The following is a 12,049-nucleotide window of genomic DNA, read 5'->3' as shown; positions in this document are numbered from 1 at the left end:
AGCCTCCCATGCGTTATCTGCTGTCCCTGCTGTTCTGCCTGTTGGCCGGTGTCGCGCACGCGGCACCTGCCGGCAAGGCCTACATGAGCATCATCATCGACGACCTCGGCCAGAGCAGCGCACGCGACAGCCGCACCCTCGCCCTGCCCGGGCCAGTGACGATGGCGATCATGCCCGACACCCCGCACGCCACCGACTTCGCCCGCCAGGCCCACAAGGCCGGGCGCACGGTGATCCTGCACATGCCCATGGACCCGGCCACCGGGCCCTATGCCTGGCATCCAGGCATCGCCATCGAGGAACTGGCCCAACGCCTGGACCATGCCCTGGCCAAGGTGCCCTATGCCGCGGGCATCAACAACCACATGGGCAGCCGCATGACAGCGCAGCGCGAACCCATGACCTGGTTGATGGGGGAGCTGCAACGGCGTCATCTGTTCTTCGTCGACAGCCGTACCAGCGCGGCCACCGTGGCAGCAGCCGAGGCCCAGGCACGGGGATTGGCGCATGTTTCGCGGGACGTGTTCCTCGATGACGAGCGCACCACCGAAGCCATTGCCGGGCAGTTGCGCAAAGGCATCGAGCTGGCGCGCAAGCAAGGCTCGGCGGTACTGATCGGACACCCCTACCCGCAGACGCTGGAAGTACTGGAACGCGAGATCCCCCGGCTCAAGGACCAGGGGGTCGAACTGATCAGCCTGCGCCAGATGATCGCCGAACGTGGCAACCAGGCCATGCCCGCTCATGGCAGGCATGGGGTCTACAGCAACCGCTGAGGCATCAATCGAACGGGATCAGGCCGTCCACCTGGGCAAGTTGTACATTGCCGCGATAGATCGGCAGCAACTCATTGCGCTCGAGCGCCGCGCGCAACTGGGCTTCCCGACCCAGCTTGCGTTCGGACCAGAGCTTGATATGCCCCTTGCTGAACTGCCGCCCAGGGGTATCCGCCGCCGGGTAGTGAAAGTGCGCTTCCCATAAGCCGCTCCCAGGATGCCCCTCTTTTCTGGGCTTGCGCCGGATCTCGTAGACATCCAGGTAATCATCCACTTTGAGCGGCGTGCGCCCAGGCACCCGGGTAACCGTCACCTGATCACGCGACAGCAGGTAACGCAGGCTCTCGGCATTGGGATGGCTTGTGGTGAGGTACAAGGCCTCGAGCAGGTCTTGACGGGTCGAGTCCAAGCGGTTGATCCCAGAATCCAATTGTTCGCGCAGCTCAGTGTTCCCGTCATCATCAGGCAGGCTCTCCAGCACGTCCTGAAGCTTCTCGATATGCTGATCGAGAACAGTGGACAACCCGCTGGGCTCGTCGGTCTTGACGTACTGCTTGGCCAACTTGACCACCGACTCGATCTGCTCGACCAGCGTTACCCCTTGCCTCCTCAACCTGCCAGTGTCGACGACCGGCGCAGGTTGCGGTTCGCGCAGGGCAACCTCCTCGACCCAATCCTCCCCTTGTCGACGGAATGTTTTGAGCACCGCTTCACGCGAGTCCACCTGCTGCACGACCTCCTCGCCGTCCAATTGTCGACGCTCACCCACAACACTTCTGCCACGCAGAGTCCTGACTACCTGTCGCCTGCCACCACGCATCGCGTAAACCGCCGGACGAGGTGGGACTCTTTCAGCCAGTTGTTGCTCGCGCACAGCCTGCTCCAACGTGTCCTGCGCGCTCTCTATCAACACCCGAAGCGCCTGGCGGTATTCCTGCAAACGAAGCCGGCGCACGGCATCCCCCCCCAGACTGGACAAGTACTGGCTCATGACCTCAGCCTCAGCGTAGGACTCCAACACGCCAGTGAGAATGTCGATACGCTCGTTGAGCGTCAGCACGCTCCCAGCCAGATCGCCATGGGCGGTTCCCGCACTGACGAGTTCAGGCCCGGACAAGTACTGCTCATACTCCTCCAGGGTGCTCTCATCAACGTTCGCCAGGCGATTCAGGCTGGCCTCGGCGAGATCCATCAACCGTCTGAAGACCAGATCGGTGGCAGTCAAGCGACGCTGCTCGATGCTCGCCCTCAATTGCGCTTGCTTACTGGCCGGCCTGCCATCGGCGCCTGGCTCGAAGTGGATCGAGTCATCCCGAAGGGTCTCCTCCAACAACCGGTCGTATTCAACCGACAGGTTGATCAACTCGCCCTCCCAGCCAATGACTTGCTCCAGCTGCGTATAAAAATCCTGGTAATACTGGATCTCTTGCGGCGACTCAGGAAGGATCGCCAAGTCATGGAGCAAGGCTTGCACGTTCACATCGTTGATCAGGGAGGTCAGCTCGTTGTAGTAGATATCACAACGCGAAAGCAGCTCCTCACGCGTGGCATTACGCTGCAACCTGATCGCCTCCGGCAGCGTGGGGTCAGTCAGCCGCATGGACTCAAGGCGCGAAATCACGCTGTCCTGGGCGAGGCCCTTCTCGACCAGCCCCCTCAAGTCCTCGACAACTCGCAACTTGGCCTGATGCTGTATTCTCTTCTGGAGCTGTAAGCGTTGTTCGACGTGCGCCTCCCTGGGCTCGATAGCTTGCAGCGCTCTCAAGTCCGCAGTCGCCCGGGTGTAGAAATCGCGATGCCTGGCGAACTCCCGATCCAGTCCGAGCAATTCGGTAATGAGTCTTTTCTCTTCGTCCTTCAGTGCCACGATCAGGCGCTGGTTCTCCTGCTGCTTGAGCGCGAGACGGGTTTTGGGCCCTCCTCCTGCCAGCCTCATCGAGGCGTCGATACGCCAAGCACCATCCTGCTGGGTGATCCATGCCTGCGGCGCACCCTGCGCATCGAGGAGGCGTACTTCGCCGTCGAGTACCGTCACCGGATAGACATCATTGGCCATTACCGCATACAGCCGCCCATCAACTGGATAGAGCCCGCTCGCCTCCCCCGCGCCCAACGGCGCGATACCTTCGAGGTTCACGCTCACACGCAACTGGCGAACAGCCTGGCGCCGCTGCGGATCGAGCCAGTTGAAGCCGGCGTTACCACGCCAGGAAAAATCCAATTGCGTATCCACTACCGCGCCCGGCAAACCGACTTTGCCTTGGGTCGGCTCCACGCTTGCTTCGCGGCCCTGCGAGTAGCCGTGCAAGGCGTAGTCAAACCCAGCCACAGGCTCAGGCAGCGTGGACGTCACCCCAGGTAGTTGCTTATGCAGCAAGACCATGCCGACATTGAGTACCAGATCCACCACCGCTTGCGATGCATCAAACGCAGTACCTTCGAGCAATGCCGACACATCGCTCGAAAACGCCATGACCGATTGTGTCAACCATGCCACCACCGCGACCGGCCCCCGCAACAGCGGCGCGGCAGTCTGGAACAACAGCCAGGCTACCTGTTCGAACATCCGCCAACGGCTTTGCGCCGTGGAGGTCGTCGCTTGTTCGGCGATGGCTACCAACCAGTCACGATTGGCGTTGTACAGCTTGGTGTCGACATCGATGAGCCAGAAGCGCTGAGCCAACTGTGCCGGCTCGGGCAGCAGGCCAGGGTCGATGCCAGCGTGCACCAGGAGGGTATCGGCGCTGAGGTCGCCGTGGTAATGCGTGCGCGCATCCTCGTCCAGCCATTGCAAAACGCTGGCGCGCAAGGTGGACGACTGCCGAATCGCGCTACCGAGCGCCTCCAGGTCGCTGAACTCCCGCACAGCCTCGTGGCCGTATAGTGGCCGATAAAGGATCACCCGCGCAGGTGCGATGCAGCTCAGCACATACATGCCATGCACGGTGTCATAGCGCGATGATGGCCCCGCCTCGGTGTAAGCCAGCGGCATAAGCGAGGTAGTCGTATCGGCCAAGCCGCGCACATAGTCGGTGACAATCTGCAGCCCAGCCTCGCTGAGCTTGCCGTCGAGCCTTGCCGCCAGCGCGCTGAATAGCAGCGCCTGGCGCCACTCCCTGGCGAAGTGCTCGACACGCTGTGCGCGCCCTTGCTGCGCGTCCATTGACCGCGCCACGTAAGCGGGATATCGGCCACCGATATCGACGCGCTGGACCAGCGCCCGCAAGTAATCGGCGGTCAACCACGGCATGATCAGCTGGCCATCGCGATGCTTGACCGCCGTGATGAGCGCGCCCTGCAACGACCCCAGGTTGCCGATGGCGAAGTCCGTCAGCGACTTGCCGGCAAGCGGCACCAGCGGCTCGCCACCGCCCGCCCCCGTGGCGGCGCCTCCGGGCACGCCCTCGGCGCTTTTGAGCTCGAGGATCAGGTCATCCGACTGGTAGTTGGCATCGAGCGGATGGTCCTCCAGCAAGGCCTGACGCAACTGCTTACGGGTATAGCTGCGCAAATCCTCAATGCCATCCAACGCCCGTGCCCCCTGCGAGACGGCCTGGTCCAGCGCCAGCGCGAACAGCGCATCCTGGTAGGCAAAACTGCTGGCCACGCCAGCCCTGGCCACACCCGGCGGCGGCACGGCCTGGCGGGGCGGGGCGAGGTAATAACCGTCGATGAACCATTGCGCGGGATCGCTCAAGGCATCGATCACGCGGTTTTTCTCAGACGCCCCTTCCAGCACCCGGCCAGCAACTTGCTGCGACCGCGCAAACATGGCCTCCAGCATCAGTGCCGCCTGCTGGGCGAACACATCGCCCTCCAGCTCCTGGCGGTGCCAGGTCATCTCATCGAAGCGATGGCGACCGGCCAACTCGTCACGCAGCGCCGTGGCAAAGTCGCCGAGCGAGTCGAAGGCCCTGACCACGCTCGATGGCGAACACCACAGGATCACCTGCTGCTCATCCCATTCCCCGGTCACCAGCAGGCACGCCTGCTGTTCGTTGAAGTGCTGGCCCTTGGACGTCATCTGCACGCTCACCGCGAAGACCGACGGACGCTTGGCGATCGGGCCAAGCAACCCATGCACGCAGGCTTGCTGATAAGTATCCAGCCCCTGCAGCGGCAAGTTGCGCAACAGGGCCATCTTCAGCACCAATTGCAACCAGCGGTCGCGACTGACACCGGACGGGCCAGCGGCGCGCCAATAATCCACCTGCGCCTGACGCCAATAGTCGGGGAGCGCCAGGAGCAGCTCGTCTAGTTCGGCATCGGACGCGTCGATCTGGTGGTACTCGAAACGATCCGAAGCCCCCGGGAATCGGTACGGCTCTGCTAGCGCCAAGCCGAAGTGGCGCCCGCCGACCGGATCGAGGCTCAGCGCGGCGCCGTCCAGCGCGGCCTGCACGGCCACATCGAGCAGCGGTTTTCTTTGCCAGGACTGCCTGTGCGGGTCAGGGATCAACAACTCCAAGGCATCCGCCGAAGCGAGCGTCGGCGTCACTCGCGCCAGAATGGGGTGTTTTCTGACCAGCAGCGCCAGCAGTTGCTCGCCCAGCACCTGCCGCAGCCTGGGTCGGTCGGCGAACTGCCGGGCAACCACCGCCTTGAAGTCGAAGAGAGGAAGTGTCGCGATTGACATGAGGGTGCACTCCATTGAACAGAGGCACCAGGGTGGCCATTTCGCCGTATCACCAGGCACTACATGTTGATAGTGCAAAGGCCGCAGGCGAAACGAAAAGGGCCCGGTTCTCACGAACCGGGCCCTTGCCTGAGATCAGCCGTTATCAGCTGTACACACGCCCCAGCAACTGGCGGTGGCTTTCGAACTGATCAAGCACATCACGCACGATCTGCTCGCGGGTGAAGCCCATCAGGTCGTACTCCTGGCTGCCGTCGTGCAGGTACACCTCGGCGCGATAGAAGCGCTGCTGTACTTCCGGCTCGCCCTCGACCGGCGCCTCGCTCGGCGCGGCCAGGTAGCCATCCAGGCTGGCTTCGTAGACGAAGGGGTTGCCCTCTTCCATCATCACCCGCAGGCCCATCATGTTGCGCGATTGACCTACCCGGGTCTCGACCTCGAAGCCCAGGGTACGCAGCTGCTCGGCGGCTTCTTTCAGCGCCGGGCTGACCTGTTTGTCCATGAACCGCTGCACCACGGCCTGGGTCGGCTGCAGGTCCAGCTGGCTGAGACGCTCACTGAAACCGCGACGGCCACGGGCGGCCAGTTCGGCGCGCTCGCTTTCGACCGCGACGTCCTGCTTCATGGCCTTCATCAGGCCGAACATGAACAGCACCAGGACTACCGAGAACGGCAGGCCGGCCAGTACCACCATGGTCTGCATGGCTTCGAAGTTACCGGCGAACAGCAGGCCGATAGTGACCAGGGTGATGACCACCGACCAGAACACCACCATCCAGTGCGGGGCGTCTTCGTCGACCTTGCCGCCTTTGCACGACAGGTTGGCCATCATCACCGCGCCGGAGTCGGCCGGGGTGAGGAACAGCACGAAGCCGACGAACACTGCCAGGCCGATGACGATCTTGGCGGCCGGGAAGAATTCCAGCAGTTGGTAGATAGACATCGACGGCTGTTCGAGCGCGGTCTTGCCCAGCTCCACCGCGCCCTGGTTGATCACCAGGTCCAATGCGGTGTTACCGAAGATCGACAGCCAGGCCAGGGTGAAGCCCAGCGGGATCAGCAGCACGCCGCTGACCAGCTGGCGCACGGTACGGCCCTTGGAGATACGGGCGATGAACATGCCGACGAACGGGCCCCAGGAGATCCACCAAGCCCAGTAGAACACGGTCCACAGGCCCAGCCAGCGCTCGGACTTGTCGTTGTCGCCTTCATAGACATACAGGTCGAAGGTCTTCAGCACGACGCCGTTGAGGTAGTCACCGATGTTCTGCACGAAGCCGTTGAGCAGGTGCAGGGTATTGCCGGCCAGCAGCACGAAGATCAGCAGGCCGCTGAACAGCAGGATGTTCAGGTTGGACAGACGGCGGATGCCGTTCTCCACGCCCGACACCGCGGCCACGGTGGCCACGCCGGCCATGACCAGGATCACCACCAGCAGGTTGGTCTTGCTGTGGTCCATGCCGAACAGGTATTCCAGGCCCGAGGCCACCTGCATCGAGCCGATACCCAGGTTGGTCACCAGGCCCAGCAGGGTGACGAACATGCCGAAGATGTCCACGGCGTGGCCGGCACCGCCCTTGACCCAACGCTCGCCGACCAGCGGGTACAGCGCCGAGCGCAGTGCCAGCGGCTGGTTGTGGCGGTAGGCGAAGTAACCCACGGCCAGGCCGACCAGGGCGTAGATCGCCCAGCCGTGCAGGCCCCAGTGCAGGAAGGTCAGCTGCAGGCCCTGGCGCGCGGCCTCGAGGCTGGCGGGCGTGCCTTCTGGCGGGTTGAAGTAGTGATCCAGCGGCTCGGAGGCGCCAAAGTACAGCAGCGAGATACCGATACCGGAGGAGAACAGCATGCCGGCCCAGGCGCCGTAGCTGAAGTCGGGGGTGTCGTCCTTGCCGCCAAGCTTGAGCTTGCCGTAGTCGGAGAAGGCCAGGTAGACGACGAACAGCAGGTAACCGCAGATCACCAGCATGTAGTACCAGCCAAAGGTACGGGTCAGCCATTTCTGGGCGACACCCAGCACCTGGCCGGCGATATCGGGTACAGCGATCAGCAGGGCAGTCAGAACGAGGATCATCATCGCCGAGGTGAAGAACACCACGCGATTGACCCGTACCCGCTCGGCGGGAGGCTTTGTCAGGGAGGCAGAACTCATTGCACGAATGCTCCGGGCAGTGCGGCAGTGGAGGCTAAACAGTTATTTCCCACGCAATTGGTGCAATAGCCCTACTGCGACAGGTGTTATAAAAGCACCCTGGAAACCGTGATCCCGAATAGAAACGTTGCAAAAAAACCAGACCGGTCGCCTGTGAAAAACCACGCTCTCCGAGTGGAGGTGCGCGCATTCGCCACAGACACCTGGCCCGCTCCAAGGGCCGACCGCGCAGCCTGTGACCGCTCGGCAGAATCTGTATTTTGCATCGCCCATGCCCGTCAACGCCTTGTATTCCGGGGGTTACGCGATTTCCTGGGGTGTCGATTCGTGCTTCTGTGACCGTCCTGAAAACTGTCAATGGCACAAATTGTCGCAGAGCTTATTCTTTATTGATTGAACGTTCAATCAAAACAAAATAGACTGGCCTTCGCCGAGGCAGCCGCTCGTCGTCTGCCCGCAGGCCTGAGGAGATAGCAAGATGCCCAAGGTCGGTATGCAACCCATCCGCCGCCAGCAGTTGATCGAAGCCACCTTGCTGGCGGTCGATCAGGTCGGTCTGGGAGATGCCAGCATTGCGCTGATTGCCCGTTTGGCCGGTGTGTCGAACGGCATCATCAGTCACTACTTTCAGGACAAGAACGGCCTGATCGCAGCGACGATGCGCTACATCATGAACATGCTCAACGAGGGCGTGATCGCGCGTCGGCAGGCCCTCACGGATGACAGCCCGCGCGCCCACCTGAAGGTGATCATCGAGGGCAACTTCGATGCCAGCCAGGTGAACGGCCCGGCAATGAAAACCTGGCTGGCCTTCTGGGCCTCCAGCATGCACCAGCCGTCTTTGCACAGGTTGCAGCGGATCAACGATCACCGCTTGTATTCCAACCTGTGCTGCCAGTTCCGCCGCGTCCTGCCGCTTTACCATGCGCGCAAGGCTGCCCGCGGGCTGGCGGCGTTGATCGACGGCTTGTGGCTGCGTGGCGCCTTGTCGGGTGACGCATTCGACACCGAGCAGGCAATACGCATCGCTTACGAATACATGGATCTACAACTGGCTAAGCAGCAGACCCTGGGCACAACCGACCAGGCCGCTGAACAGCCGCGCGCAGCGACCAGCCAAGCGGCAGGAGCGTGACGCGGTAGCCAACCACACACTGCACTTGCGAGGACACTATGGCCCGTTTCGGAACGCAAAAACTCTACATCGATGGCGCTTACGTCGACGCTGGCAGCGATGCCACCTTCGAAGCCATCAACCCAGCCACCGGCGAAGTCCTCGCCCACGTGCAGCGCGCTACCCAGGCTGACGTCGAGAAGGCCGTCGAGAGCGCAGAACGTGGCCAGAAAGTCTGGGCCGCGATGACCGCCATGCAGCGTTCGCGCATCCTGCGCCGCGCCGTCGAGATCCTGCGTGAGCGCAACGACGAGCTGGCCATGCTGGAAACCCTGGACACCGGCAAGTCGTACTCCGAAACCCGCTACGTCGACATCGTCACCGGCGCCGACGTGCTGGAATACTACGCAGGCCTGGTCCCGGCCATCGAAGGCGAGCAGATCCCGCTGCGCGAATCGTCCTTCGTCTACACCCGCCGCGAGCCGCTGGGCGTGACCGCCGGTATCGGTGCCTGGAACTACCCGATCCAGATCGCCCTGTGGAAATCCGCCCCGGCCCTGGCCGCCGGCAACGCGATGATCTTCAAGCCTTCGGAAGTCACCTCGCTGACCACCCTGAAACTGGCCGAGATCTTCACCGAGGCCGGCCTGCCGAACGGCGTGTTCAACGTCCTGACCGGCAGCGGCCGCGAAGTCGGCACCTGGCTGACCGAGCACCCGCGCATCGAGAAAGTCTCCTTCACCGGCGGCACCACCACCGGCAAGAAAGTCATGGCCAGCGCCTCGAGCTCCTCGCTCAAGGAAGTCACCATGGAACTGGGCGGCAAGTCGCCGCTGATCATCTGCGACGACGCCGACCTGGACAAGGCCGCCGACATCGCCATGATGGCCAACTTCTACAGCTCCGGTCAGGTCTGCACCAACGGCACCCGCGTGTTCATCCCAGCCTCGATGAAAGCTGCCTTCGAAGCCAAGATCGCCGAGCGCGTCGCGCGCATCCGCGTTGGCAACCCGGAAGACGAGAACACCAACTTCGGCCCGCTGGTCAGCTTCGCCCACATGGAAAGCGTGCTGTCGTACATTGCCAAGGGCAAAGAAGAAGGCGCCCGCGTTCTCTGCGGCGGTGAGCGTCTGCTGGATGGCGACTTCGCCAAGGGCGCGTTCGTCGCCCCGACCGTGTTCACCGACTGCTCCGACGACATGACCATCGTCAAGGAAGAGATCTTCGGCCCGGTGATGAGCATCCTCAGCTACGAGACCGAGGAAGAAGTCATCCGTCGCGCCAACGACACCGAATACGGCCTGGCCGCTGGTGTCTGCACCAACGACATCAGCCGCGCCCACCGCATCATCCACAAGCTCGAAGCCGGTATCTGCTGGATCAACGCCTGGGGCGAATCGCCGGCCGAAATGCCGGTCGGTGGCTACAAGCAGTCGGGCGTCGGCCGTGAGAACGGTGTCAGCTCGCTGGCTCAATACACCCGCATCAAGTCGGTCCAGGTCGAGCTGGGCGGCTACAACTCGGTTTTCTAAACCCTGTCTAGCCACGCCCGTGCCTTCGTGCACGGGCGTTTCCGCTCCCTGACAACTGCCAACGAGGGTACTTCAATGTCCCAAGAGTTCGATTACATCATCGTCGGTGCCGGTTCGGCCGGTAACACCCTGGCCACCCGCCTGACCGAAGACGCCAGCGTCACCGTCCTGCTGCTGGAAGCCGGCGGCCCGGACTACCGCTTCGACTTCCGCACCCAGATGCCGGCCGCCCTGGCCTTCCCGCTGCAGGGTCGTCGCTACAACTGGGCCTACGAGACCGACCCGGAGCCGCACATGGACGGCCGCCGCATGGAATGCGGTCGTGGCAAGGGCCTGGGTGGCTCCTCGCTGATCAACGGCATGTGCTACATCCGCGGCAACGCCATGGACTTCGACGGCTGGGCTGAACTGCCAGGCCTCGAGGACTGGACCTACCTGGACTGCCTGCCGTACTTCCGCAAAGCTGAAACCCGTGACATCGGCCCGAACGACTACCACGGCGGCGAAGGCCCGGTCAGCGTGGCCACGCCCAAGGCCGGCAACAACCCGCTGTTCCACGCCATGGTCGAGGCCGGCGTGCAGGCCGGTTACCCGCGCACCGAAGACCTCAACGGCTACCAGCAGGAAGGCTTCGGCCCGATGGACCGTTCAGTGACCAAGAAAGGCCGTCGTTCGAGCACCGCGCGCGGCTACCTGGACCAGGCCAAGAAGCGCCCGAACCTGACCATCGTCACCCACGCCCTGAGCGACCGCGTGCTGTTCGATGGCAAGCGCGCCGTGGGCGTGACCTACCTCGTCGGTGACAGCGAAGAGCGCGTCGAAGCCCGCGCGCGCAAAGAAGTCATCGTCAGCTCCGGCGCCATCGCCTCGCCGCAACTGCTGCAGCGCTCCGGCGTCGGCCCCCGTGCCCTGCTGGAAAGCCTCGACATTCCGGTGGTCCACGACCTGCCGGGCGTCGGCGAGAACCTGCAGGACCACCTTGAGCTGTACCTGCAGTACGCCTGCACCCAGCCAGTGTCGCTGTACCCGTCGCTGCTGTGGTGGAACCAGCCGGCCATCGGTGCCGAGTGGCTGTTCAACGGCACCGGCATCGGCGCCAGCAACCAGTTCGAGGCCGGTGGTTTCATCCGTACTCGCCCTGAGTTCAAATGGCCTAACATCCAGTACCACTTCCTGCCGGTAGCCATCAACTACAACGGCTCGAACGGCGTGAAGGAGCACGGCTTCCAGGCGCACATGGGTTCCATGCGCTCGCCGGCCCGTGGTCGCATCCAGGCCAAGTCGAAGAACCCACGCCAGCACCCGAGCATCCTGTTCAACTACATGTCCACCGAGCAGGACTGGCAGGAGTTCCGCGACGGCATCCGCCTGACCCGCGAAATCATGGCCCAGCCAGCGCTGGACCCGTACCGCGGTCGCGAGATCAGCCCGGGCGCCCACGTGCAAACCGATGAAGAACTGGACAAGTTCATCCGCGAGCACGCCGAGACCGCCTTCCACCCGTCCTGCTCGTGCAAGATGGGCACCGACGACATGGCCGTGGTCGATGGCGAGGGCCGCGTGCATGGCATGCAGGGTCTGCGCGTGGTCGACGCCTCGATCATGCCGCTGATCATCACCGGCAACCTCAACGCCACCACGATCATGATCGCCGAGAAAATCTCGGACAAGATCCGTGGCCGCAAGCCACTGCCGCGCAGCACCGCCAAGTACTACGTGGCCGGCGATGCCCCGGTGAAGGGCAAGCCGATGCGGGAAGTGAAGCAGGCGTAATACTGCTCCAGCCCCATCGCTACAAGGATGGCGCAGGTTTCACGGCCTGCGATCATCCCGTAGGAGCCG

The 12,049-nt window shown here is 63.2% G+C and carries 6 protein-coding genes; 4 read left to right on the top strand and 2 right to left on the bottom strand.

Going from position 1 to position 12,049, the window contains the following annotated elements:
- The first annotated feature begins 8 nt into the window (after positions 1–8).
- A complete protein-coding gene (locus ACODS5_RS06830; RefSeq protein ID WP_489108274.1) occupies positions 9–776 on the top strand; it encodes a divergent polysaccharide deacetylase family protein in 768 nt (255 codons plus the stop codon).
- A 4-nt stretch (positions 777–780) separates the two neighbouring features.
- Here the strand turns inward: ACODS5_RS06830 and ACODS5_RS06825 are convergent, their stop codons facing one another.
- Both ACODS5_RS06825 and ACODS5_RS06820 read right to left on the bottom strand, forming a co-directional pair.
- On the bottom strand, positions 781–5,412 hold the full coding sequence (locus tag ACODS5_RS06825) for a dermonecrotic toxin domain-containing protein (RefSeq protein ID WP_489108273.1): 4,632 nt from the start codon (positions 5,410–5,412) through the stop codon (positions 781–783).
- A gap of 145 nt (positions 5,413–5,557) precedes the next feature.
- Positions 5,558–7,504: a BCCT family transporter gene (locus tag ACODS5_RS06820; RefSeq protein ID WP_256660259.1), complete on the bottom strand. Its 1,947-nt coding sequence runs from the start codon at positions 7,502–7,504 to the stop codon at positions 5,558–5,560.
- A 535-nt stretch (positions 7,505–8,039) separates the two neighbouring features.
- Between ACODS5_RS06820 and betI the strand changes: the two genes are divergently transcribed.
- The 3 genes from betI to betA all read left to right on the top strand — a co-directional run bounded on the left by betI (position 8,040) and on the right by betA (position 11,980).
- Positions 8,040–8,696, top strand: coding sequence for a transcriptional regulator BetI (betI, locus tag ACODS5_RS06815; RefSeq protein WP_489108272.1), 657 nt, complete (start codon positions 8,040–8,042; stop codon positions 8,694–8,696).
- Positions 8,697–8,734: 38 nt separating this feature from the next.
- The gene (gene betB, locus ACODS5_RS06810; protein WP_134691372.1) at positions 8,735–10,207 is read left to right on the top strand and encodes a betaine-aldehyde dehydrogenase; all 1,473 of its coding nucleotides are present in this window, start codon (positions 8,735–8,737) and stop codon (positions 10,205–10,207) included.
- Positions 10,208–10,282: 75 nt separating this feature from the next.
- A complete protein-coding gene (gene betA, locus ACODS5_RS06805; RefSeq protein ID WP_134691371.1) occupies positions 10,283–11,980 on the top strand; it encodes a choline dehydrogenase in 1,698 nt (565 codons plus the stop codon).
- Positions 11,981–12,049 lie beyond the last annotated feature (69 nt).

It is taken from the genome of Pseudomonas sp. FG47, from assembly GCF_057809115.1.
The sequence above is the reverse complement of the archived record's forward strand: the minus strand, read 5'-3'. Positions and strand labels throughout refer to the sequence as shown.

What these genes read in the sequence shown, in the direction of transcription:
- ACODS5_RS06830 (WP_489108274.1), top strand. Translation starts at nt 9, where the DNA reads ATGCGTTATCTGCTGTCCCTGCTGTTCTGCCTGTTGGCCGGTGTCGCG.
- ACODS5_RS06825 (WP_489108273.1), bottom strand. Translation starts at nt 5,412, where the DNA reads ATGTCAATCGCGACACTTCCTCTCTTCGACTTCAAGGCGGTGGTTGCC.
- betI (WP_489108272.1), top strand. Translation starts at nt 8,040, where the DNA reads ATGCCCAAGGTCGGTATGCAACCCATCCGCCGCCAGCAGTTGATCGAA.
- betB (WP_134691372.1), top strand. Translation starts at nt 8,735, where the DNA reads ATGGCCCGTTTCGGAACGCAAAAACTCTACATCGATGGCGCTTACGTC.
- betA (WP_134691371.1), top strand. Translation starts at nt 10,283, where the DNA reads ATGTCCCAAGAGTTCGATTACATCATCGTCGGTGCCGGTTCGGCCGGT.